Here is a 22,011-nt window from a genome sequence, read left to right on the forward strand (position 1 = left end):
CCGGTTACTGTCGGGACCAAAACTGTTCCAATCCTTCTTGGACGGCTGTGACGTCGTCCGGTGTTCCAAAAAGTTCAAAGCGGTAGAGGAAGGGCACTTGGCACTTCCGGGCGATGATGTCGCCCGCGATACCGTAGGCCTCACCGAAGTTCGTGTTGCCCGCCGCGATCACTCCCCGCAGATTCGATCGGTTCTCCTCGACGTTGAGGAACTTGATCACCTGCTTCGGCACGGCCCGCGTCTCCGGCCCCCCGCCGTAGGTGGGAAGGAGGAGCACGAACGGGTCGTGCACGATCAGCGGGGCGTCTCCGGAGTGCAACGGGATGCGGATCGCCGGTCGGCCGAGCTTCTCAACGAATCGATGCGTGTTACCCGAAACGCTGGAGAAGTAGACGAGATCAGCCATGAGTACAGCTTTCGTTCGGCGGGATGCGCCGCTGGCTTCGGCGCTGCGAGCGCCTGGTCGTGACACCGACGAGCACGGAGCGGATCCGCTGAACCGGGCGAGTACGATTCGTGCACTCACCCGGCGGACGACTTACGCGAGGCGGCCCGCGAGCTCCGTGATCTTGTCAGGGCGGAAGCCCGACCAGTGCTCGTCGTCAGCCACCACCACGGGTGCCTGCAAGTAGCCGAGACCCTTCACTGCCTCGAGCGCGGTCTCGTCAGCGGTGACATCGAGCACGTCGTACTCAATGCCCTGCTTGTCGAGCTCCCGATAGGTCATGTTGCACTGCACACACGACGGCTTGGTGTAAACGGTGACTGCCATCTCACGCCCTTCTCTCAAAACTCCCTCGCCCCTTCCGAGGCACTACATCTAGTGAACCACACCGGGGCCAACCACAACATGCAGTAGTTACACCAATGTAGTTTTGCACCTGCTTTCCACCGAAAGAGTGGCCGTTCTGGGGAGAACTTTCGGCGTGGTTACGCCCCTCGCGGTCCGTTATCCACAAGCGCTCCATGGTGGAAAAATATTGCATCCACGACCTTTCTCGGCGTGTCGGCGGAGCCCGCTTTACGCGAGCGAAATCGGCCATAATAACTCCCTCCCGTCAGGCTGAAACCAGCGCATTACGAGCATCGCGTCGGGGGCTGCCAGCGCACCCTCGGAGTGCACCCCGCGCAGCACCACTCGGAGCCGTTCGCCGGGGAGCACCGTTCGCGGCAATGAGAGCCCGAGCATTCCGTCGCCTGCCAGCGCCGCCCGCACCGAGTACATCGGCGCCCCGCCGACGCTCTCGAGCTCGATCACACCGCTCTCCGAGCGCTGCACCACTCGCCACGGGACGACCACGGCCTCCTCCGCGCGCCTGCCGAGAGGCGCCGCACCCGAAAGCTGCCGCGAGCGCGGGCGTGCGGGGGGCTGCAACCGAGTAGCGAGGCGGAACGGGTTCATGATTCCAGGATGGTGGGGACCACCGACATTGCTGGGGAGTGATGGAGCTGCGGGTCCGCTCACACGTGATGGTAGGAACGCCCCGCCGAGATCTCCTGCGATCGATAGAGCTGCTCCACGAGCATCAGTCTCACCAGCTGGTGCGGAAAGACGAGTTTCGACAGGCTCCACACGAAGTCTGCACGCTCGCGCACCCGCTCATCGACGCCGTACGCGCCCCCGATGATCACGCTCACCGCCCGTCCCCCGTCGAACGCGCCCCGCAGGGTGCGCGCAAGAGTCGGAGAATCGACGTTCCGGCCTCGCTCGTCGAGCAGCACCACGTACGCGTCACGATCGAGCTTCGCGAGCAGTCGATCGGATTCCTCCGCTCTCGCCGCCTCGCCGTCACGCGGAGAATGCGGGAGGAGCTGCCACGAGGTATCGAAGGGCTTACGCAGGCGCTTCTCGTAACGGGCGATGCCGTCGGTGACCCAGGGTTCATGTTTCCGGCCGACTGCAAAAACGCGGACGCTCACGAACGCACCGCCGACCCGTGGCCGAGACGGCCCCGGCGCTGGCGTCGCAGCGAAGCCCAGAAATGGGCTTCGCCCTCAGCTCCAGCGCGCATGCTCTTACCGACGGCGAGGATGCGGACGCTCACGCGCGCCTCGACTCCAGGAACTCGCCGATGCGCCCGATGGCGTCGGTGAGCACCGGCACGGACGGGAGGGTCACGAAGCGCAGGTGATCCGGAGTCGGCAGATTAAAACCGCGGCCGTTCGTCACCAGCACGTGCGTCGCGCGCAGCACGTCGATGACAAACGCCTGATCATCGACGATCGGATAGACCTCCGGGTCGAGCCGCGGAAAGAGGTACATCGCCCCGCCGGGCATCTCGCACGTCACACCCGGAATCTCGGTCAGCAGCCGGTGCGCGGTGTCCCGCTGCTCGCGCAAGCGTCCCCCCGGCGCGCACAGCTCGGAGATCCCCGACCAGTTCGACGCCGGATCGAGCGCGACCGGGATCGCGTGCTGCGCGGGCACGTTCGCGCACATCCGCATGTTCGCGAGCAGCTGCAGCCCCTCGAGAAAGCTGCTGGCGCGGGCACGATCCCCCGAGATCGCGAGCCACCCCGAGCGATATCCCGCGACGCGCTGCGCCTTCGACAGCCCGCTGAAGGTAAGGCACAGCGTCTCGCGCACGTGCAGCGCCGCGTGCTCATGCCGCGCCCCGTCGTAGAGGATCCGCTCGTAGATCTCGTCCGCCATCAGCACGATGCCGTGCCGCTCAGCGAGCGCCGCGAAGCCCCGCACCAGCTCGGCCGAATACACAGCGCCAGTGGGGTTGTTCGGGTTGATCAGCACGATGCCCTTGGTCGCGGGCGTCACGAGCCGCTCGATCGCCTCGAGGTCGGGCATCCACCCGTTCGACTCGTCGCAGGGGTAGTGCACGGCCTGCCCGCCCGAGAGCGTGACCTGCGCGGTCCACAGCGGGTAGTCGGGCGACGGCACGAGGATCTCATCGCCATCGTCGACGAGCGCCTGCAGTACGAGCGAGATCATCTCGCTGACGCCGTTGCCGATGTAGACGTCGTCGGGCGTGACGCCCGCGACGCCCTCCTCGGTGTAGTAACGAGCGACCGCCTCGCGCGCCGGCACGATGCCGCGGGAGTCGCTGTAGCCCTGGGCTTCAGTGAGCACCTGCTGCAGCCGATCGACGATCTCCGGCGGCGCTTCGAAGCCGAAGGGTGCGGGGTTGCCGATGTTGAGTTTCACGATGTCGTGACCGGCTCGCTCGAGTCGCTGGGCCTCCTGCAGGATCGGGCCGCGCACGTCATAGCGCACCCCCGCGAGCTTGCGTGACTGACTGATGGTGCGCACGGAGACGATTTTACGGCGCTGCGGCGAGCGCGAGGTCCGCCTTACCGCTGTTGCGCATAGAGGCGCGCATACGCCCCGTCACGCTCGAGAAGCTCAGCGTGCGTGCCGTACTCGAGGATGCGCCCCGCCCCGACCACATAAATACGGTCCGCGTCCACGATCGTCGAGAGCCGGTGCGCGATCGCGATCGTTGTGCGGCCGCTCCGGGCATCATCGAGCGCACGCTGCACGATCCGTTCGTTCACGGTGTCGAGCGCGCTCGTCGCCTCATCGAGCACGAGCACGCGCGGATTCTTCAGCAGCACTCGGGCGATCGCGATCCGCTGCTTTTCACCGCCCGAGAGCCGGTAGCCGCGCTCGCCCACGATGGTGTCGTAGCCCTCGGCGAAGCTCTTGATCGTGTCGTGGATATTCGCCAGCCTCGCCGCGGCTTCGAGCTCACTGTCACTCGCGTCGGGCTTCGCGTATCGCAGGTTCGCGGCGATCGACGCGTGAAAGAGGTACGGCTCCTGCGTCACGACACCGATGCGATCCATCAGCGCCTCCTGCCGCAGCTCGCGCACGTCGTCATCGGCGTAGCGCACGACCCCGGAGGTCGCGTCGTACAGGCGCGGGATGAGCGAGCCGATGGTCGTCTTGCCGGATCCGGACGCTCCGACGAACGCGACGAACTCGCCCGGTTCCACGTGGAACGACACGCGATCGAGCGTGGGTCGGTCCGCGGGGCCGGCGTCCGGGTAGCGGAAGGAGACATCGGTAAAGGAGACTCGGCCAGCACGCCCCGCCTCGTCGGAGGGCTCGCGCGCGTCGGGAGCATCGACGATCGCGGGTTTTAGATCGAGGTACTCGAAGATGCGCGCGAACAGCGCCTGCGAGGTCTGCAGATCGAGCGCGATGCGCATGAGCGCGACCAGCGGGAAGAGGAGGCGCGACTGCACCGTCGTGAATGCGACGATCGTGCCCGCGGTGATTCCGGGATCGAAACCCTCCGACTGCCCGCGCGCGATCAGCCACCCCGAGAAGAGGTACACGATTGCGGGTACCGCCGACAGGAACACCTGCACGAGCGCGAAGAAGAGCTGACCGCTCATCGTCTGGCGCACCTGTAGGTCGATCTGGTTGCGATTCTCGGCGGCGTAGCGCTCGGTCTCGGCCTGCTGCCGCGAGTAGGTCTTCGCGAGCAGCACGCCCGAAATCGACAGCGACTCCTGCGTGATCGCGCTCATTTCGGAGAGTGACTCCTGCGTCCGGCCCGCGATCCGCGCCCGCACCTGCCCCACGCGGCGCTGCGCGATGACGAGCACCGGCATGATCACGAGCGCGATCAGGGTGAGCTGCCAGCTGAGCAGCAACATTGCGACGGCGGCCGCGACGACCGTGACGGTGTTGCCGATGATGTTCGACACGGTGTTCGTGAGCACGTTCGCGACCCCGCCCACGTCGTTCTGCAGGCGCGACTGGATCACGCCGGTCTTCGTCCGGCTGAAGAACCCGAGCTCCATCGACTGCAGGTGCGCGAAGAGCTTCACGCGTAGATCGCCCATCACGCGATTGCCGACTCGCGCGGTGAAGAGCGTCTGCACGATGCCGAGCCCCGATGACAGGATGAAGACGCCGATCATCGCGGCCACGAGCCAGGTGAGCACGTTCAGGTGCGGTCCGCCGCCGTCGAGCGGAAACAGCCCGTCGTCGAACACGCGCTGGGTGAGCAGCGGGGGCAGGATCGCGAGCGCTGCCGAGACGAGTACGAGCACGACGATGACCGCGAGCTGCCAGCGATACGGCTGGAAGAGCTCCGCGATTCGGCGCCCGAGATTCTCGATGCGGGGCGCTTCCTCGTTGAGTTCGCGCTGACGTTTGGCGTCGCCGCCCGAGACGCGAGAACCGCGCGCGACCGGACCTCCACCCATGCTCATGCTTCGGAGAATAGCGCTCCCCGGGAAGGGCGGGCGACGGGGTGCGGGCGGACGGGCCACTGCGGTATGCGGCGGCAGAAACCCAGCCACCCAGCGTCTCGTCAACCCCTTCTCGTCCACCTACAGCAGATTCGGGGGCGGATCCTTCGCCTGATCTGGGTTTCCGTCTGCCGCTGAACCACTGAACTCGAGCCCCTCGGGTCGCATCTCGCGCCAGATCGTCATATCCTGAGACGTCTGACGCGTGAGGGACGGAGAGGTCCGGCCCTCTTTCTGCGTGCCCGAGCGCGGCTTTCGCCTCGCCGACCGAACGGATTCGAATGTCCCGAGCCCCACACGCGGAGTCGCGCGACGCAGCCGCGTCCCCGGTTCGCCAGACGGCCGAGCGCCGCGGTGTCGGCGTCTCGCACGCCAAGGCGATCCTGTTCGGCGAGCACGCGGTCGTGTACGGCGCACCGGCGATCGCGATTCCCGTGACGAGCCTGACGGCGGAGGCCGTGATCGAGACGGGCCCTCCGGGGCTCGGGATCGCGAGTGCTCTCTTCACCGGCCCGGTCTCGGCAGCTCCGGCCCGGCTTGCCCCGGTGGTCACCGCACTCAAATCGTCGCTCGAGCGCGCGGGACTCGTGGGCGCCATCGCCGCCAACGCCGCCAGTGCCACCGACGATGAGTCCGCGCGCCCCGGCTTCCTCCTCAGTATCACCAGCACGATTCCGCACGAGCGCGGACTCGGTTCGAGCGCTGCGGTCTCGGCCGCGATCGCCCGGGCGGCGTTCGACCTCGCCGGCGTCGACCTCGACAGCGAGGCGCTCTTCGATCTCGTGCAGACGTCAGAGCGCGTCGCCCACGGAACGCCGAGCGGCATTGATGCCCGCACGGTCGCCGCGAGCGGGGCGATCCGCTTCAACCGTGGCGCCGTCGCGCCGATCCGCATCGGTACCCCGCTCACCATCGCGTTCGCGGATTCCGGTCACCCGGGCTCGACCGCGCAGGCCGTGGGCTCGGTGCAGGCGCTGCGCGAGCGCGCTCCCGAGTCGACCGACGCGCTGCTCTCGCGCCTCGCCGAGATCGCCGAGCAGTCGATCGACACGCTCGCCGAGGGTAATCGCACCGCCATCGGCGCCGCGATGAGCGAAGCCCACGCGATCCTGCACAACGTCGGCGTGAGCTCCGATCACCTCGACGCCATCGTCGCCGCGGCCTGCGATGCGGGTGCCGCGGGCGCAAAGCTGACAGGCGGCGGTCTCGGAGGCTGCGTGATCGCGCTCGCCGACTCCCCCGCTCACGCCGATGCCGTCGGCGACTCGATGCGCCGCGCCGGCGCCATACGCACCTGGACCGTGGAGGTTCCCGCCGCATGACGACCGCGACCGCACGGGCTTACCCGAATATCGCCCTCGTGAAGTACTGGGGCAAGCGCGACGAAGAGCTGATTCTGCCGGTCGCCGGCAGCCTGTCGCTCACGCTCGACGCGTTCCCGACAACGACGACCGTGACGCTCGGCGAGGCGAACGATGCTGACGCCTTCACCCTGAACGGCGCGGCAGCCTCCCCCGACGCCATCGGGCGAGTCACCCGTTTCCTCGACCGCGTGCGCGAGCTCGCCGGTTCCGAGGCGCGCGCGAGCGTCACCTCCACAAACGAAGCTCCGACGGGCGCCGGGCTGGCCTCCTCCGCCTCGGGTTTCGCGGCGCTCGCGACGGCCGCGGCGAGCGCGTACGGCCTCGACCTCGATCGCCGCGATCTCAGCCGCCTCGCGCGCCGCGGTTCGGGATCCGCCTCCCGCAGCCTGGTCGACGGTCTCGCGGTGTGGCACGCGGGCGACGACGCGGAGTCGTTCGCGGAGCCCGTAACCGGCCCCGACATGCGCATGGTGATCGTCACGGTCGACACGGCGCAGAAGGCGGTCTCGAGCCGGGCGGCCATGCGCCGCACCGCGCTCACCTCCCCCTTCTTCCCGGCTTGGATCTCGTCGACTGAGGAGTCGCTCGCCGCGATGCTCGAGGCGTGCGCCGATGGCGACTTCACGCGGGTCGGCCGCATCACCGAGTCCCACGCGCTTCGGATGCACGCCGTGATCCAGTCGTGCGATCCGCCGATCCGCTACCTCGCCCCTACGAGCGTCGCGATCTTCGATGCGGTGGCGGCACTCCGCGACCAGGGACTCGAGGCGTACTCGACGGCGGACGCCGGCCCGAACGTCGCGGTGATCGTGCGGCCCGAGCAGGCGGAGGAGCTGCGCGATGCCCTGCACGGCTTCGGCGAGGTGCGCCTCGTCGGCCCGGGGGCGGGCGCGGAGCTGGTGTCGGGCGGCGCGAGGAGCGCCTCGTGATCGAGCAGCGCGCCCCCGGCAAGCTCTACATCGCGGGCGAGTACGCCGTCGTCGACCCGGGGCAGCCCGCGGTAATCGTCGCGGTCGACCGCTACCTCACCGTGCAGCTCAGCGAAGGATCGGAGATGGGCCGCGTGCGCTCGAGCGCATACGGCCGCACCCCGCTCGTGTGGATGCGCGACGACGCGAGCGACCGCATCGTGCTCGAGCACCAGCCCTACGACTACGTGTTCGCGGCGATCTCCGCGGTCGAGCAGCTGCGTTCCGAGCGCGGCCTCGCCCCCCGCTATTACGACCTCGACATCAGCAGCGAGCTCGACGACGTCAGCGGCCGCAAGTTCGGCCTCGGCTCCTCCGCGGCCGTGACGGTCGCGGTCGTCGCGGCGCTCAACGAGTTCTACGGGCTCGCTCTCACAGATTCCGAGCGCTTCAAGCTGGCGCTGCTCGCGACGATCGAGGTCGCACCGACGGCTTCGGGCGGAGACCTCGCCGCGATCACCTTCGGCGGGTGGATCCGCTACGCGTCGCCCGACCGCGGAGCCCTCCGCACGCACCGCGCCGCGCACGGTATCGGCGCGACCCTCGATTCGCGAGCGCAGTGGGCGGGCAGCAGCGTGACGCGCCTGCCCGACCCGGATGGCCTGCAGCTCCTCGTCGGCTGGACCGGCTCACCCGCCTCGACCGAGCGGCTCGTCGAGCAGGTGCGCACCTCCGAGAAGCGCCAGCCGCTGCAGCCCTACCCCGAGTTCATCGACGACAGCCGCGTCTGCGTCGACGAGCTGGTCGAGGCGTTCGCGCGAGGCGGCGCAGGAGCCACCGCGGTGATCGCCCGCGCGCGACGCATGCTGCAGCGACTCAGCACCTCGTCGGGAATCACCATCGAAACGCCGCAGCTCGAGGCCCTGTGCGATATCGCCGAGCGCCACGGGGCGGCGGGCAAGCCGTCGGGCGCGGGCGGCGGCGACTGCGGTATCGTGCTGGCAGGCGCGGATCTCGCGACCGACCCGATCGTGCGCGAGTGGGAAGCGAACGACATCCGCCGCTTGAGCCTTGCGCCCCACGCCGCTTCGGGAGGCATCGATGCGTTCTGAGTCACCCGCAGTACACGCGGTGGCGAGCGCGCACTCGGCAACCGCCCCCGCACCCGCACCCGCCGACGAGTCCCGCGCGGCGCGCAAAGACGAGCACGTCGACCTCGCGCTCCTGCAGCGGGGCGACGCGGCGGCGCACAACGAATTCGACGACCTCGACTTTGTGCATCAGGCGCTCGACGGCGTCGACGCGGAGCGGGTCGATCTCGGTGTGCGGATCGCCTTCCGCTCCGGCGAGCAGCACGCCGCCGGGGAGTGGCGGTGGGAGACCCCGTTCTACGTCAACGGCATGACGGGCGGCACGGAGCGCACCACGCGCATCAACCGGGAGCTCGCCATTGCGGCGCGCGAAACCGGGCTCCCGATGGCGTGCGGTTCGGTTTCGGTCGCGCTCGACGACGCCGATGCCGCGCGCGGCTTCGGCGTGATCCGCCAGGAAAACCCGGACGGGTTCGTGATGGCGAACCTCGGCGTCGGGCGCCCCGCCTCCGACGCGCCACGCGCCGTCGAACTGCTCGGTGCCAACGCGCTGCAGGTGCACGTGAATGCGGTGCAGGAGACGGCGATGCCCGAGGGCTCGCGTGATTTCTCGTCTTGGCTGTCGTCGGTCGAGCGGCTCTCCGCGGCCTCGCCCGTGCCGGTCATCGTGAAGGAGGTCGGCTTCGGCCTCAGCCGCTCAGCGCTTCGCCGCCTTGCCGACATCGGCGTCGGAATCGCCGACGTCGCGGGCCGCGGGGGCACTGACTTCTTGAAGATCGAGAACGCGCGCCGCGTCGCCGGCGAGTACGCGATGCTCACGGGCTTCGGCCAGTCGGCGCTCGCGAGCCTGCTCGACGCGCCCGCGGACGCGCCGACGCTCCTCGCCTCGGGCGGCGTGCGGACGCCGTTCGACGTGGTGAAAGCGCTCGCGGCGGGCGCGCAGGCAGTCGGTGTCGCCGGATCCTTCCTCGCGGCCATCGGCCACGATGGCGAGCCGGGGGGCGCCGAGCGCCTCATCGCCCTCGTCGAGGACTGGAAGCTCCGAACCCGCGCGCTCTACGCGCTGCTGGGTGCCGCCACCCGCGACGAGCTGCTCCGCACCGACCTCATCATCCGCGGCCGCCTCCGGGAATTCTGCGCGGATCGCGGCGTTAACCTCAGGGGGCTCGCGCTCCGATCCGAGGCGGGCCGCGCATGATCCGAACCCGCGCGGCAGGCCGCTCGCCGATCCACACCCCTCACTCACGAAGGAAGCCATGAGCGTTCCCGAACACGAACACCGCGAGACCGTCACCGAGATCCCGACTAGCTGGGTCGGGCCGATCCGCATCACCGGGTCCGCCGTCTCCGGTGAGGTCTCCGTGCCGCTCGCGACGTACGAGACGCCGCTGTGGCCGTCCGTCGGCCGCGGCGCCCGCATCTCTCGCGCTGTCGAGGGCGGGATCCGCACCGTCGTCACGGGCGAGCGTATGACGCGATCGGTGCTCTTCACGGCTCCCGGCGCCGTCGGCGCGCAGCTCGCGGCGCAGGCCATCGAGTCACGGTTCAGCGAGCTGCAGGAGGTGGTCACGAGCGGAAGCCGCCACGCGCACCTGATCGAGGCGCACTCCGAGATCGTCGGCAACCTACTGTTCGTGCGATTCGCCTTCACCACCGGCGACGCCTCGGGCCACAACATGGTGACGAACGCCGCCGACGCGCTCATGAGCCGCATTCTGTCGTGGGGCCCCGACATCTCCTACGGCTCCATCTCGGGCAACTACTGCACCGACAAGAAGGCGACCGCGGTGAACGGCGTGCTCGGGCGCGGGCGCAGCGTCGTCGCGGAGATCCTGATCCCGCACGACCTCGTCGAGAGCGGCCTCCGCACCACCGCCGAACGCGTCGTCGACATGGTGGTGCGCAAGAACCTCGTCGGCAGCACGATCGCCGGAGCGATCCGCTCGGCCAACGCGCACTACGCCAACATGCTGCTCGGCTTCTACCTCGCCACGGGGCAGGACGCCGCGAACATCGTCGAGGGATCGCAGGGGATCACCTACGCCGAGAACCGCCCCGAGGGGCTGTACTTCTCGTGCACCGTGCCGCACCTCATCGTCGGCACCGTCGGCAATGGCAAGCACCTGCCCCACATCGAAGAGGCGCTGACTCGGATCGGCTGCCGCGAGGATCGGGAGCCGGGCGAGAACGCCCGACGGCTCGCCGAGCTCATGGCCGCGACCGTGCTGTGCGGTGAGCTGTCGCTCATCGCCGCGCAGACGAACCCGGGCGAACTCATGGCCGCGCACCTGCGGATCGAACGGAAGGAGACGCCGAGCGCATGACCGCTATCGGCATTCACGACATCGAACTCGCGAGCACGCACCACGTGCTCGACCTCGCCGCGCTCGCGGCGACCACGGGCGTCGACCCCGACAAGTACCGCATCGGCCTCGGGCAGGACGAGTTCAGCGTGCCCGCGCCCGACGAGGACATCGTGACGATGGGCGCGACCGCCGCCCTCGCGGTGCTCGACCGCAACGGGCTCGAGGGTGTGCGGACGCTCCTCTTCGCGACCGAGTCCGGGATCGACCACTCGAAGGCGGCCGGCGTGTTCGTGCACCAGCTGCTCGGGCTGCCCCCGCAGGTGCGCGTCGCCGAGATCAAGCAGGCGTGCTACGGCGGAACGGCGGCGATCCAGGCCGCGATCGGCATCGTGCAGCGCAACCCGCGTGAGCGCGTGCTCGTGATCGCGAGCGACGTGGCGCGGTACGCGCTCGACTCCCCGGGTGAGCCCACGCAGGGTGCAGGTGCCGCCGCGATCCTCATCGCCGCCGACCCCGCGCTCATCGAGATCGAACCGGCGACCGGCCTGTTCTCCGCGAACGTCGACGACTTCTGGCGGCCGAACGACTCATCCACCGCGATCGTCGACGGCAAGCTGTCGATCTCGGCGTATCTCGACGCGATGACCGGCGCATGGGACGACCTCGCGGCCCAGGGCGGGCCCGCGATCAGCGCGATCAACCGCCTCATCTACCACCAGCCGTACACGAAGATGGCCCGGAAGGCGCAGGCGCGCCTGGCCGAGTACACGGGCGTCGAGCTCGGGGACGCGGGCCTCGCGGAAGGTGCCGTGTACAACCGGCGCCTCGGCAACGCGTACACGGCATCGCTCTACGCGGGTGTCGCGTCGGTGCTCGACCACGAGAGCGGGCTCACCGGCAAGCGCCTGGGCCTGTTCAGCTACGGCTCGGGCAGCGTGAGCGAGTTCTTGACCGGCGTGGTGCAGACCGGCGCCGAGTCCCGCACCGACCACTTCACGTCCGTGCTCGACTCGCGCGTGCCGCTGAGCGTGCCGGAGTACCGCGAGCTGCACGCGCGGGCGCTTCCGAGCGATACCGACGTGGTGACGCCGCGTGTGACCGCCGCACCATTCCGTTTCGCGGGGATCGAGGGGCGCGCGCGGCGATACGAGCGCCGCTAGGGGCTTTCGAAGCGGGGGCGGATCGCGCTGCGCCGATCCGCCCCCCCGCTTGCCGCGCCCTGCTTGCAGCCTTAAGCCGCAGTTCCCCGCGGTTGCCCGGGCCCGTGTCTCTCCGCGGCTGCCCGCTCACGGGACGCGAGTGGCCGCTTCCGCGCCCGCAAACGGCCACTCGTGTCCCATGCATGCCGGGGCGCGCAGACCTTAGTCGTCGGACGCGGAGATCTTCACCTCGATGTTGCCTCGCGTCGCGTCGGAGTAGGGGCACATCTGGTGCGCGGCGTCCGCGACTTCCTGCGCCTGAGCGTGATCGAGGGTGGGGAGCACCACCTCGAGCTCGACCGACAGCTTGAACCCGCCGCCGTCCTTGTCGTTCAGGTGCACGCGCGATCCCACGCTCGATCCCGTGACGTCGAGCTTCTTCTCGCGCGCGACCGCCTGCACTGCGCTGTGGAAGCACGCGGCGTATCCGGCGGCGAAGAACAGCTCGGGGTTCGGAGCGCCACCCGCGCCGCCGATCTCCTTCGGCATGCGCACATCGGTGTCGATCAGGCCGTCGACGGTCTTGACGTGTCCGTTGCGGCCGTCTCCGGTCGAGAGTGCCTCGGCGGTGTACAGGATGCTCATGAACTCCCCTTTCTTCGGGCGCACCGAATGCGCGCCATTTCGCAGCGTACGCCCGTCGGCTGTGGAATGACAGCCCCGTTGACAGCGGACCCCGCCCGCGTCGTCCGCGCCGTCCGCCTCGCCCGCCTTGCCCGCCTCGCCCGGGCTCCGGAGCGATTCGCCGCCTGCGCGGAGGAGAGGATACGCTGGCGGTGTGCCGCGGGGTGGAGCAGTTCGGTAGCTCGCCGGGCTCATAACCCGGAGGTCGTGGGTTCAAATCCCGCCCCCGCAACGAGAAGGTGCCGTACGGCATCGTGAACGCCCGGATCCCCTGAGTGGGGGCCGGGCGTTCGTTGTTGGTGCCACGTTTCGACTGACGGTTCTCGAAGCGGCCATGCCGCGATCCGTCGGTGCGAGTGGCGCGGCCCCCAGCGCGACCGCAGCGTTTAAGCTTGCATCCATGTCTGTCGATCACGTTGATCCCCAAGCCCTCGCCGATGAAGCCGCCGCCGCCATTGCGCGCATCTCGGGCGTTCCCTCGCACGACATCGCCCTCACGCTGGGCAGTGGCTGGGCCGCTGCGGCCGACCGCCTCGGCGAGACCGTCGCGCTGATTCCGGCGACCGAGGTGCCCGGCTTCACCACGACCGGAATCCCGGGGCATACCGGCACGCTCCGTTCGGTGCGACTGGCCAGCGGCAAGCACGCGCTCGTCATCGGGTCGCGCACGCACCTGTACGAGGGCAAGGGCGTCGATGCGGTAGCGCACGGTGTTCGCACCGCGGCCGCCGCGGGCGTGCAGACCATGGTGCTCACCAACGGCGCGGGCGGCATCGATCCGCAGTTCGCGGTCGGCGAGGCGGTGCTCATCAGCGATCACATCAACCTCACCGCGACCTCCCCGCTGCGCGGCGCCGACTTCGTCGACCTCACCGACCTCTACTCGTCGCGATTGCGCGCAGTCGCGCAGCGCGTTCGGCCCGAGCTCGGCGAGGGGGTCTACGTGCAGCTTCCCGGCCCGCACTTCGAGACGCCGGCCGAGATTCAGTACCTGAGCCGCATCGGCGGCCAAGCGGTGGGCATGTCGACCGCACTCGAGGCGATTGCGGCCCGGGCGGCGGGCCTCGAGGTGCTGGGCATTACGCTCATCACGAACCAGGCCGCGGGGCTCGGCGCTCCGCTCGACCACCTCGAGGTCCTCGAAGAGGGCAAGGCGGCTGAGGGGCGGCTCGCAGAGTTGCTCACGGAGCTCGTCGCCGAGCTCTAGGCTCGGGATCGGTGGCGGGGGCGCGCCCCGCCACCACCCTTAATCTTCTACTGCCTGCGGCCGTCGCGGACGGTCGGGTCGTCGTCGTCCTGATCGACGGGGACCACCACGTCCTGGTCGACCGTCACGATGTGCCTGCGCAGGATGACGCGGTCGGGCATTGCGCCGCGCGAATCCGCGTCGACCCGACCAGGATCTCCGTCGTAATCTCGGTCCCGAGCCGCTCCGACATCCGCTCCGCGGTCCGCGTCGTGATCGATCCCATCGACTGCGGCGTGCGCGCCGGCGCTGTCGCGGGCGGCACCCGGGCCCGACAGGAGGACGGGGTCTGGACCTGCGTCGTCGACCTGGTCTCGGCCTTGATCGCGCGAAGAGTCTTGCGCATCGCGATCCTCATCGTCGCGTTCCGCCCGCTCGTAGTACTCCCACAGTTCGTCGCGCTCCGCGTCTGACAGCGTGTCACCGGCGTCGATGCGGGGCGCGTGCTTGACCGTGGCTTTGTCGATCGGCACTCGGAGGGTGTGCCCGTCGAATTCTGCGTCGCGCACCGGCACGAACGTCTCCGAGCTCCCGAACAGGCCCGTCGCGACGCTCACGAACATCGGTTGCCCGCCCTCGTGGTCGACGTAGACCTGTTTCACGACGCCGATTTTGTCACCCTCGGGGTCGAGCACCTGCGCGTCGAAGAGGCTATTGATGGAATTCTGATCGATCATGTCGTGGGTTCCTTTCGCTGATGCCTGCGTGGTGTGTGAGGCGCTCAGCGCCCGAGACCCACGTGGTCGATGCGGCGGTGGTAGCGCATGCCGGCGATGCCGCCCAAGATCGCGCCGCCGAGGCTCACCAGCACGACAACGATCGCCGTGACGATGCCGGTCACCGTGAGCGTGCCCTCATCGATCGGGATGCGCGGGAACCCGTTCAAGTTTCCGAGCACATTGAACTGCGATCCCGCGATCGCGGTCACGATGGCGACGATGATCGCGATCACGATGGCCCAGATCCATACGGCGAGCCCCTGCTTCGCGCCGGAGAAGCGCGCCATGCGGCCCGCGACATACCCGCCGCAGTAGTAACCGATAAAGAGGATCACGGCGAGCGCGATCGCCCCGACGATGCCCACCGTGTCAGCGTTCGATGCGAGGTCGTCCGCCGCTTTGTCCACCTCGCCGTCGACGGCCCCGAGTCCGACACCCGCGCCGATCGCACTCACGAGAGCTGTCAGAAGCACCGCCATACCCATCGCAGCGAGCCAGCCGAAGAACGCGGCGCCCCACTTGATGCCGCCGAACTCCTCTTTCTCGCGGTCGATGACCGCCTCCCGCTGCGTGGGCCCTCGCTCTACCGAAACCGCGGCGGGCCGGCTCTCGTCAGCTGGATTCTGAAGACTGCTCATGGTCGTGCTCCCCTCGTGTCGGTGCGCCGCCACCCTCACGGGATGCGGCGTTCACGACTCAAGGTTCGCGCGGCTAGGTCGATCCCGCGCGGGGGTTGACCTCTCAGTTTCAGGAGTTTGGGAGAGGTTACGACGCGTCGATCGCCGCTTCGAGGCGCTCGAGCTTACCGTCGAGTTCACCGGTGTGGCCGGGGCGAATGTCGGCCTTCATCACGAGCGACACCCGCGACCCGAACGGCAGCACGGCCTCGGTCGCGCGCTTCACGACGTCGAACACCTCGTCCCACTCGCCCTCGATCTCGGTGAACATCGAGGAGGTGCGATGCGGCAGGCCGGAGGCGCGCACCACCTTCACGGCCTCGGCGACGGCGTCCGAAACGGAGGCGTTGCCGGTGCCGCTCGGCGCTACGGAGAATGCGAGGATCATGATGCTCGGGGTCCTTTCGGGTGGGGTGGGTGCGGGCGTGCGTGTTGGGATGTGTGCTGGCGCGCTCGCTGCTTAGGCGTCGGCGGGTATATCGACGGGATGGGTGCGCGTCTTCTCGGGGCGGGGCGCGAACCACAGCGAGATCACGGCTCCGAGCAGGATGGCGGCGACGGGGAGGAGCAGCGACTGCCCCATGGCAGCGGCGAAGCCGTCGTGGAGCAACTCGGGCAGCGCGGCCGCGCCCCCAGCGCCGCCCTCGTGCCCGCCGGCGCCTCCGGCTCCGCTCACACCGCTCGCCGCATCGCCTCCGAGCTCAGCCGTGATGCGCCCCTGCATGAGCGCCGCGATCGCTGCGGAACCGAGAACGGCCCCGATCTGCCGGCTCGTGTTGTACACGCCCGACCCTGCCCCGGCCAGCTCGGGAGCGAGGCTGAACGTGGTGATCGACGCGAGCGGCCCCCACATGCACGCGTTTGCGACGCCGAGCACAGCGCTCGGAACGAGGAGGAGCCAGAGCGGCGTGTCCGGGCGCAGCAGGAAGAAGTACAGAAGGGTTCCGATGCCCACGAGCGTGAGGCCGAAGGTCGCGATGCGCCGCGGGTCGGTTCGGTCGATCAGCTTTCCGACCGGTCGAGCGAGGGATGCGGAGAGCAGCGCCATCGGAACGAGCATCAGTGCCGACTGGGTGGGAGTGAGCCCGCGCACCAGCTGGTAGTAGAAGATGAGGGGCAGGCTCATACTCGTGACCGACAGCCCGACCATGGTGATCGCCGTCGAACCCACCGAAAAGTTGCGGTCCCGGAAGATCTCGAGCGGCAACAGGGGCTCGCCGCGCTGCACGCGCTGCCACACCACGAAGAGCACGAGCACCACGACGCCGAGCACGATCAGGCTCCACACCGAGATCGGGCCCCAGATCACGCCCCAGTCATAGCTCTCGCCCTCCTGAATGCCGAAGACGAGCATGAACATGCCGGCTGCGCTGAGCAGGACGCCGATCCAGTCGAGCTGGTGAGCATGCGTCTCGAGCCGAGGCACGAACCGCATCGCGAGCACAAAACCGACAATGCCGACCGGGACGTTGATGAAGAAGATCCACTCCCAACCGAACCCATCGAGCAGCACACCGCCGAGGATCGGGCCGACGAGCGTCGCGACGCCGGCGGTGATGCCCCAGACGGCCATCGCCGAACCTCGATTGCGGGGCGAGAAGATGCGCGTAATGACCGCCATGGTCTGCGGCGTCATCACGGCCGCGCCGAAGCCCTGGAACACTCGCGCGATGATGAGCGCCTCGATGGTGCCCGACAGCCCGCAGGCGAGCGACGACAGGGTAAACACGGTCAGACCGACCAGGTACACCCGTCGCGGCCCGAAGCGATCACCGAGACGGCCGGTGATGAGCAGGGGCACTGCGTAAGCGAGTAGGTAGGCGCTCGTCGCCCACAGCGTCGCCACCATCGTCGTGTCGAGCCCCTCCATGATCGAGGGATTCGCGACCGACACGATGGTCGTGTCGACGAGGATCATGAAGAACCCAAGGACGAGCGACCAGAGGGCTGCCCAGGGTCGAATTTCGGGACGAGAAGTTGCAGGGTGTTCGGAGCTCACCTGACGAGACTACTCCGGGCCTCCGACATCGAGAGCGGGGTGGCGCTCGACGGAAAATCCGCTATCAGCGCCACCCCGCAATCCGGGAACCCGGGGAACCCGGGAACCCGGCGCTTATCCCTTCAGTGCTTCGCCAATCTTGACTCGGCTGCCGATACGCAGAATCGAGTTGCTGTAGATCCGCGACCCGAGCGTGATGACGATTGCGATCGAGACGGCAAGGATGCCGAGGGACGCGATCGGCTCCCACCACTCGGCCGTGCCGAGATAGAGGCGCATCGGCATGCCCACGGGCGCCGAGAACGGCACGTAGCTCATGATGGAAAGGATCGTCGGGTTGTCGTAGAAGACAATGACGCCGACATAGGGCAGCATCACGAGCATCATGACGGGGCTCGTCACCGATCCGATGTCTTCCTGCCGCGAGACGAGAGCGGCGAGGGCACCGTACATCGCAGCGAGCAGCACGAAACCGAATGCGAAGAGGATGCCGAACCAGATGAGTGCGGTGCCGAGCTCGCCGAGCAGCAGATCCTGCCCCGTCGCGAGCATGCCCACGGAGGCCAGCGCGGCGATCGCTACGACCTGCGCGAGGGCGAGGATGCTGTTGCCGAGAATCTTGCCCGCGAGCATCGTGCGAGCGGAGACGGTGGCGAGCAGGATCTCGACGATGCGCGTCTGCTTCTCCTCGACCACGCTCTGGGCAATGGTCGTGCCGAAGGTGATGGCACTCATCATGAAGACGACGCCGAAAGCGATGGCGATGACGTAGGCGAGCGCCGGATTATCGGTCGTGGGCGCGAGTAGCTCGACCTCCGGCGACGCCGAGAGCGCCTGCAGCAGGCTCATCGGCGCGCTGTCTTCCGCGAGAATCATGAGACCCACGGGCGTATCGCCTCCCGGAATCACCGCCGCGTCGACGTCGCCGTCGAGCACTGCCTGCTCGGCCTCCGCGCGATCCGCCGCCTCAGTCACTTCGAAGCCATTACCGTCGAGAGGCTGCACCGCCTCCGTAGCGCCGCCGACGACCGCGACCTTCGTATCCCCGTTGAAGCCGCCGTTCTTGGCCATGAAGCCGCTGAACAGCACCGAGCCGAGCACCAGCAGCAGGAGTACGCCGGTGGAGATGAGGAACGCCTTGCTGCGCAGCCGGGTGGTGATCTCGCGCTCAGCAACAAGCCATGCGGCCTGCGGGCCGCTCACGGGGCGCGACGAGGATCGCACGGTGTTCGTTGTCGTGGTCATCGCACGACCTCCTTGAAGATCTGGGCCAGTGAAGGGGTAATCGGGGCGAAGCGCTGTACCGTGACGCCGGCACCGCTCCGTTGTGCGTGCTCCACCGCGCCCGTGAGCACACGTTGCGCGGCGTGCTCATCGGCAGCGTCGAAGCGCACGAAGCCACCATCGAGGTGCGTGACCTCGATGCCCGGCCGCTCCCGTACCCATCCCGCATCGGCGGTGGGACCGGCGAGCTCGAGTTCGAAGCTCGAGCCGGAGTGCTCGGCGCGGAGGCCCTCTCGAGAGCCCGCAGCGAGGATCTTGCCACCGCCGATGACCACGACGTCATCGCAGAGCCGCTCGACGATATCGAGCTGATGGGACGAGAAGAGCACGGGTACCCCACGCGCGGCATAGTCGCGCAGCACCCCGAGCACGACCTCGACCGCGATCGGGTCGAGCCCCGAAAACGGTTCGTCGAGCACGAGCGCGGTCGGATCATGCACGAGCGCTGCGGCGATCTGCGCGCGCTGCTGGTTGCCGAGTGACAGACTCTCGAGCGTGTCGTTTCCTCGCTCACCCAAACCGAGGCGCTCGATCAGGCTCTCCGCCGAGCGCTTCGCCGCCTGCGCCCCGAGCCCGTGCAAGCGTCCGAGGTACACGAGCTGCTCGAGCACCCGCATCTTCGGGTACAGACCTCGCTCCTCGGGCATGTAGCCGAAGCGAGCGCGATCCGCCGGCGTGAGCGCGGTGCCGTCGATGCTCACCGTGCCGGCGTCCGCGGTCAGCACTCCAAGGATGATGCGCATGGTCGTGGTCTTGCCCGCACCGTTACCTCCGACGAAGCCGGTCATGCGGCCTCCCGCGACGGTGAAGCTCACGTCGTCGAGCACGCGTCGCTCGCCGAAGCTCCGCGAGACGCCTGAAATGTCGATCATGTCGATCCCTTCCTTCAATGCTTCCAGCTTGGCGGGGACCTCCGACATCGCGCCTCCCCCGCAGGGATGATGCTGGATCGCGCTGCGCCTGCCGCGCTCCCCCTCTCGGCGGAGATTCGTCACCCGCGCCCCGCGATGTCGGAGGTGCGCCCTACGCTGGAACAATGACTGATCAGGCAGAGTGGAGTCGGCCCGCGCCGGACGCGCAGGGGCTGCGCGCTGACGCGGGCCTCGCGGTGCTCCTCGCCTTCGCCGCTCTCATGACCGCGCTCCTGTATGCGCGCACGGGGATGTATCCGAGCACGGCGTCTGCCTGGGTGTGGGCGGTCGGCCTCGGGCTGGCGACTCTCCCGCTCGCGTTCCGGCGCCGCTATCCGGTGCCGGTCGCCGTGGCGGTCTCCGTCGGCTTCTTCATCTGCGGGCAGTTCGGTGTTCCCGAGATCCTCATCATCAATATCAGCCTGTTCTGCGCGCTCTACACGGTGGGCGCGTGGGAGCGGCGGCGAGCGCTCGCAGTGTGGTCTCGTCTCGGCATCGGGGTCGCCATGATCGGGTGGCTCGTGATCTCGCTCATCGTCTCGTCGTCGCAGGAGGACGCCTTCCCGGGCATCTCGCGCTCGGGCATTTTCTCGGCGTTTGCGACATTCGCCGTCATCCAGATCATCACGAATCTGCTGTATTTCGGCGGCGCATACTTCTTCGGTGAGCGTTCGTGGCGGGCCGCGCGAGTTCAAGCGCTCCTCGCGGCACAGGGTCGCGAACTCGAACTCGAGCGGCAGACGAGCGCGGCCCAGGCGGTCGCGCTCGATCGCATCGCCATCGCACGCGAGTTGCACGACGTGGTCGCTCACCACGTCTCCGTGATGGGCATACAAGCGGCGGCGGCGCGCCGTCTGCTGTCGCGGGATCCGGATCGCGCCGCTTCCGCGCTCGAAGTCGTTGAGCAGAGCGCTAACGCGGCCGTGACAGAGCTCCGTGCGCTCCTCGGCACACTTCGCGACCCGGGAAACGAGGGATCCGCGCCAACGACCGTCGGCGTCGCCCACCTCCCGACGCTGGTCGCTGAGTCCCAGAGCTCAGGCACGCCCACGACGTTCATCGTCGCGGGCGATCCACGGCCGGTGCCGATGCTCGTCGACGTCGCTCTTTACCGGGTGGTGCAGGAGGCGCTGACCAACGTGCGCAAGCACGCGGGCCGAGGCGCCGTGGCGGAGGTGCGTCTGCGATTCACTCCGGATGCCATCGAGGTGGAAGTGAGCGACGATGGGGTGCGGCAGCAGCTGACGCCACGGCACACGGGCTCCGGGCTCGGCCTCCGTGGCATGCGGGAGCGCATCGGTGCGGTGGGCGGCACGGTCACGGCGGAGCGGCGGGAGCGTGGTGGGTTCCTCGTGCGTGCTCGAGTGCCGACGCCGAATGGAGTTCCCGCAGACACAGGTGCGCGTTCGGGAGTCCCAGCAACTGCCGAGCGCGAGGGTTCCGACCTCGAAGCGCTTTCTGCGACCGCCGGTTCCGCGACGCTGCTACCCGAATCGGCTCGCGCCTCGGGCCCAGTCACCGTCGATGTCGTGTTCACCTCCCCATCTTCCACCGGCTCTTCCCGCTCAACCGAAAGGCCCGCATGATCCGCGTTCTTCTCGTCGATGACCAGGCGCTCGTGCGGTCCGGCTTTCGCATCATTCTTGAGTCGGAGCCCGATATCGAGGTGGTCGGCGAGGCCGAGAATGGTGAGCGCGCGGTCGAGCTCGCCTCAGAGCTCGCTCCTGACGTGATCTGCATGGATGTCGAGATGCCCGTGCTCGACGGGATTTCCGCGACAAGGCGCATCCTCGGTGCTCCAGCGAGCGTCAGGGCTGGCGCCGGCGATCACGCCGTGCGTGGCGCCGCCGCGATGGGCTCTCGTGACGATGGTGACGCGAGCGCGTCCGGCGTTGCCGCCGCGCCGGCGGTGCTGGTGCTCACGACCTTCGGCCACGAAAAGTACCTCTTCGATGCACTCGCGGCGGGCGTCAGCGGGTTTCTCCTGAAGACGTCGCGGGCGGAGCAGTTGATCGACGCCGTCCGCTCCCTCGCGGCGGGGGACGCGCTCCTCGGCCCGGACGTCACCCGAGCGGTCATTGAACGCGTCGCAGCGGATCGCGCCAGCGCCGCCGGCACGCACGATCCGGCCAGCACTCACTCGACCGATGCTGCCGAAGCCGCGGTTGCCACGCTGGGCGACCGCGCTCGCCCTGGTTCGCTGGTGGCCGAGATCGCTGGCAGCACGGTGGCCGCTTCGGCCGCCGCGGATCCTGCCCGTGCCGCGATGAAAGACGCCGGCCTGACGGAGCGCGAGCGCGAGGTGCTCGCGCTCCTCGCCGAGGGGAAGTCGAACGGTGAGATCGCCGCAGACCTCTACTTGGGCGAGGCCACGATCAAGACGCACGTTTCGAACGTGCTGCAGAAGCTCGGCGTGCGCGATCGCATCCAGGCGGTCGTCTGGGCGCATACCCGCGGATAGCC

The 22,011-nt window shown here is 68.7% G+C and carries 22 protein-coding genes and 1 tRNA gene; 10 read left to right on the forward strand and 13 right to left on the reverse strand.

The genetic code is table 11. From position 1 onward, the window contains the following. Nucleotides 1-4: 4 nt before the first annotated feature. The 6 genes from nrdI to WFH00_RS06735 form a co-directional block, all read right to left on the reverse strand. Nucleotides 5-406 (reverse strand): class Ib ribonucleoside-diphosphate reductase assembly flavoprotein NrdI, encoded by a 402-nt coding sequence (gene nrdI, locus WFH00_RS06710; RefSeq protein ID WP_336659941.1) that lies wholly within the window; start codon nucleotides 404-406, stop codon nucleotides 5-7. Between the two features lie 132 nt (nucleotides 407-538). Further along, entirely contained in the window at nucleotides 539-772 is a 234-nt protein-coding gene (gene nrdH / locus WFH00_RS06715) for a glutaredoxin-like protein NrdH (protein WP_336659942.1), read from the reverse strand. A 249-nt stretch (nucleotides 773-1,021) separates the two neighbouring features. Beyond that, the gene (locus WFH00_RS06720) at nucleotides 1,022-1,402 is read right to left on the reverse strand and encodes a hypothetical protein (RefSeq protein ID WP_336659943.1); all 381 of its coding nucleotides are present in this window, start codon (nucleotides 1,400-1,402) and stop codon (nucleotides 1,022-1,024) included. 59 nt (nucleotides 1,403-1,461) lie between these two features. Further along, entirely contained in the window at nucleotides 1,462-1,920 is a 459-nt protein-coding gene (locus WFH00_RS06725; protein ID WP_336659945.1) for a 23S rRNA (pseudouridine(1915)-N(3))-methyltransferase RlmH, read from the reverse strand. 121 nt (nucleotides 1,921-2,041) lie between these two features. Next, a complete protein-coding gene (locus WFH00_RS06730) occupies nucleotides 2,042-3,265 on the reverse strand; it encodes a pyridoxal phosphate-dependent aminotransferase (protein ID WP_336659947.1) in 1,224 nt (407 codons plus the stop codon). A 41-nt stretch (nucleotides 3,266-3,306) separates the two neighbouring features. Beyond that, nucleotides 3,307-5,175, reverse strand: a complete 1,869-nt coding sequence (locus tag WFH00_RS06735; protein WP_336660230.1) for an ABC transporter ATP-binding protein — start codon at nucleotides 5,173-5,175, stop codon at nucleotides 3,307-3,309. A 326-nt stretch (nucleotides 5,176-5,501) separates the two neighbouring features. Here WFH00_RS06735 and mvk point away from each other — a divergent pair, with 326 nt between their 5' ends. From mvk to WFH00_RS06765, 6 genes are read left to right on the forward strand one after another with little or no spacing between them, the layout of a single operon-like run. Then, nucleotides 5,502-6,542, forward strand: coding sequence for a mevalonate kinase (gene mvk, locus WFH00_RS06740; RefSeq protein WP_336659948.1), 1,041 nt, complete (start codon nucleotides 5,502-5,504; stop codon nucleotides 6,540-6,542). Next, a complete protein-coding gene (gene mvaD, locus WFH00_RS06745) occupies nucleotides 6,539-7,513 on the forward strand; it encodes a diphosphomevalonate decarboxylase (protein WP_336659949.1) in 975 nt (324 codons plus the stop codon). Before mvk ends, mvaD begins: the two co-directional genes overlap by 4 nt. Next, a complete protein-coding gene (locus tag WFH00_RS06750; RefSeq protein ID WP_336659950.1) occupies nucleotides 7,510-8,604 on the forward strand; it encodes a phosphomevalonate kinase in 1,095 nt (364 codons plus the stop codon). The genes mvaD and WFH00_RS06750 overlap by 4 nt, the downstream gene beginning before the upstream one ends. Further along, nucleotides 8,594-9,781 carry a type 2 isopentenyl-diphosphate Delta-isomerase gene (gene fni / locus WFH00_RS06755; protein WP_336659951.1) on the forward strand — a complete coding sequence of 396 codons (1,188 nt, stop codon included), beginning with the start codon at nucleotides 8,594-8,596 and terminating at the stop codon, nucleotides 9,779-9,781. Before WFH00_RS06750 ends, fni begins: the two co-directional genes overlap by 11 nt. Before the next feature lie 58 nt (nucleotides 9,782-9,839). After that, nucleotides 9,840-10,907 carry a hydroxymethylglutaryl-CoA reductase gene (locus WFH00_RS06760; RefSeq protein ID WP_336659952.1) on the forward strand — a complete coding sequence of 356 codons (1,068 nt, stop codon included), beginning with the start codon at nucleotides 9,840-9,842 and terminating at the stop codon, nucleotides 10,905-10,907. Then, nucleotides 10,904-12,049: a hydroxymethylglutaryl-CoA synthase gene (locus WFH00_RS06765; RefSeq protein ID WP_336659953.1), complete on the forward strand. Its 1,146-nt coding sequence runs from the start codon at nucleotides 10,904-10,906 to the stop codon at nucleotides 12,047-12,049. The genes WFH00_RS06760 and WFH00_RS06765 overlap by 4 nt, the downstream gene beginning before the upstream one ends. Nucleotides 12,050-12,250: 201 nt before the next feature. On the opposite strand, the gene WFH00_RS06770 is transcribed toward WFH00_RS06765, so the two are convergent. Continuing rightward, nucleotides 12,251-12,673 (reverse strand): organic hydroperoxide resistance protein, encoded by a 423-nt coding sequence (locus WFH00_RS06770; protein ID WP_336659954.1) that lies wholly within the window; start codon nucleotides 12,671-12,673, stop codon nucleotides 12,251-12,253. 197 nt (nucleotides 12,674-12,870) lie between these two features. Between WFH00_RS06770 and WFH00_RS06775 the strand changes: the two genes are divergently transcribed. Continuing rightward, nucleotides 12,871-12,944 (forward strand) — tRNA-Met (locus tag WFH00_RS06775). 168 nt (nucleotides 12,945-13,112) lie between these two features. Beyond that, nucleotides 13,113-13,919 carry a purine-nucleoside phosphorylase gene (locus WFH00_RS06780; protein ID WP_336659955.1) on the forward strand — a complete coding sequence of 269 codons (807 nt, stop codon included), beginning with the start codon at nucleotides 13,113-13,115 and terminating at the stop codon, nucleotides 13,917-13,919. A 47-nt stretch (nucleotides 13,920-13,966) separates the two neighbouring features. Here WFH00_RS06780 and WFH00_RS06785 read toward each other — a convergent pair whose 3' ends face one another. From WFH00_RS06785 to WFH00_RS06810, 6 genes are all read right to left on the reverse strand, one after another. Further along, nucleotides 13,967-14,635, reverse strand: a complete 669-nt coding sequence (locus WFH00_RS06785) for a PRC-barrel domain-containing protein (protein WP_336659956.1) — start codon at nucleotides 14,633-14,635, stop codon at nucleotides 13,967-13,969. A gap of 44 nt (nucleotides 14,636-14,679) precedes the next feature. After that, nucleotides 14,680-15,315, reverse strand: coding sequence for a hypothetical protein (locus tag WFH00_RS06790; RefSeq protein ID WP_336659957.1), 636 nt, complete (start codon nucleotides 15,313-15,315; stop codon nucleotides 14,680-14,682). A 127-nt stretch (nucleotides 15,316-15,442) separates the two neighbouring features. Continuing rightward, nucleotides 15,443-15,742 carry an MTH1187 family thiamine-binding protein gene (locus tag WFH00_RS06795; RefSeq protein ID WP_336659958.1) on the reverse strand — a complete coding sequence of 100 codons (300 nt, stop codon included), beginning with the start codon at nucleotides 15,740-15,742 and terminating at the stop codon, nucleotides 15,443-15,445. Nucleotides 15,743-15,814: 72 nt separating this feature from the next. Next, nucleotides 15,815-17,353, reverse strand: coding sequence for a DHA2 family efflux MFS transporter permease subunit (locus WFH00_RS06800; protein WP_336659959.1), 1,539 nt, complete (start codon nucleotides 17,351-17,353; stop codon nucleotides 15,815-15,817). A gap of 114 nt (nucleotides 17,354-17,467) precedes the next feature. Further along, nucleotides 17,468-18,598: an ABC transporter permease gene (locus WFH00_RS06805; RefSeq protein ID WP_336659960.1), complete on the reverse strand. Its 1,131-nt coding sequence runs from the start codon at nucleotides 18,596-18,598 to the stop codon at nucleotides 17,468-17,470. Next, nucleotides 18,595-19,509, reverse strand: coding sequence for an ABC transporter ATP-binding protein (locus WFH00_RS06810; RefSeq protein ID WP_336660231.1), 915 nt, complete (start codon nucleotides 19,507-19,509; stop codon nucleotides 18,595-18,597). The genes WFH00_RS06805 and WFH00_RS06810 overlap by 4 nt, the downstream gene beginning before the upstream one ends. Before the next feature lie 164 nt (nucleotides 19,510-19,673). Between WFH00_RS06810 and WFH00_RS06815 the strand changes: the two genes are divergently transcribed. Together WFH00_RS06815 and WFH00_RS06820 are read left to right on the forward strand one after the other, a co-directional pair. Then, nucleotides 19,674-21,134 (forward strand): sensor histidine kinase, encoded by a 1,461-nt coding sequence (locus tag WFH00_RS06815; protein ID WP_336659961.1) that lies wholly within the window; start codon nucleotides 19,674-19,676, stop codon nucleotides 21,132-21,134. Beyond that, a complete protein-coding gene (locus tag WFH00_RS06820) occupies nucleotides 21,131-22,009 on the forward strand; it encodes a response regulator transcription factor (protein ID WP_336659962.1) in 879 nt (292 codons plus the stop codon). Before WFH00_RS06815 ends, WFH00_RS06820 begins: the two co-directional genes overlap by 4 nt. Nucleotides 22,010-22,011 lie beyond the last annotated feature (2 nt).

This window comes from Leucobacter sp. USHLN153 (assembly GCF_037145615.1).
In the GTDB taxonomy this organism is placed as follows: Bacteria; Actinomycetota; Actinomycetes; order Actinomycetales; family Microbacteriaceae; genus Leucobacter.

What these genes read in the sequence shown, in the direction of transcription:
- fni (WP_336659951.1), top strand. Translation starts at nt 8,594, where the DNA reads ATGCGTTCTGAGTCACCCGCAGTACACGCGGTGGCGAGCGCGCACTCG.
- WFH00_RS06810 (WP_336660231.1), bottom strand. Translation starts at nt 19,509, where the DNA reads ATGATCGACATTTCAGGCGTCTCGCGGAGCTTCGGCGAGCGACGCGTG.
- WFH00_RS06790 (WP_336659957.1), bottom strand. Translation starts at nt 15,315, where the DNA reads ATGAGCAGTCTTCAGAATCCAGCTGACGAGAGCCGGCCCGCCGCGGTT.
- WFH00_RS06785 (WP_336659956.1), bottom strand. Translation starts at nt 14,635, where the DNA reads ATGATCGATCAGAATTCCATCAATAGCCTCTTCGACGCGCAGGTGCTC.
- WFH00_RS06820 (WP_336659962.1), top strand. Translation starts at nt 21,131, where the DNA reads ATGATCCGCGTTCTTCTCGTCGATGACCAGGCGCTCGTGCGGTCCGGC.
- WFH00_RS06805 (WP_336659960.1), bottom strand. Translation starts at nt 18,598, where the DNA reads ATGACCACGACAACGAACACCGTGCGATCCTCGTCGCGCCCCGTGAGC.
- WFH00_RS06720 (WP_336659943.1), bottom strand. Translation starts at nt 1,402, where the DNA reads ATGAACCCGTTCCGCCTCGCTACTCGGTTGCAGCCCCCCGCACGCCCG.
- WFH00_RS06765 (WP_336659953.1), top strand. Translation starts at nt 10,904, where the DNA reads ATGACCGCTATCGGCATTCACGACATCGAACTCGCGAGCACGCACCAC.
- WFH00_RS06795 (WP_336659958.1), bottom strand. Translation starts at nt 15,742, where the DNA reads ATGATCCTCGCATTCTCCGTAGCGCCGAGCGGCACCGGCAACGCCTCC.
- WFH00_RS06735 (WP_336660230.1), bottom strand. Translation starts at nt 5,175, where the DNA reads ATGGGTGGAGGTCCGGTCGCGCGCGGTTCTCGCGTCTCGGGCGGCGAC.
- mvk (WP_336659948.1), top strand. Translation starts at nt 5,502, where the DNA reads ATGTCCCGAGCCCCACACGCGGAGTCGCGCGACGCAGCCGCGTCCCCG.
- mvaD (WP_336659949.1), top strand. Translation starts at nt 6,539, where the DNA reads ATGACGACCGCGACCGCACGGGCTTACCCGAATATCGCCCTCGTGAAG.
- WFH00_RS06770 (WP_336659954.1), bottom strand. Translation starts at nt 12,673, where the DNA reads ATGAGCATCCTGTACACCGCCGAGGCACTCTCGACCGGAGACGGCCGC.
- nrdI (WP_336659941.1), bottom strand. Translation starts at nt 406, where the DNA reads ATGGCTGATCTCGTCTACTTCTCCAGCGTTTCGGGTAACACGCATCGA.
- nrdH (WP_336659942.1), bottom strand. Translation starts at nt 772, where the DNA reads ATGGCAGTCACCGTTTACACCAAGCCGTCGTGTGTGCAGTGCAACATG.
- WFH00_RS06815 (WP_336659961.1), top strand. Translation starts at nt 19,674, where the DNA reads ATGACTGATCAGGCAGAGTGGAGTCGGCCCGCGCCGGACGCGCAGGGG.
- WFH00_RS06760 (WP_336659952.1), top strand. Translation starts at nt 9,840, where the DNA reads ATGAGCGTTCCCGAACACGAACACCGCGAGACCGTCACCGAGATCCCG.
- WFH00_RS06780 (WP_336659955.1), top strand. Translation starts at nt 13,113, where the DNA reads ATGTCTGTCGATCACGTTGATCCCCAAGCCCTCGCCGATGAAGCCGCC.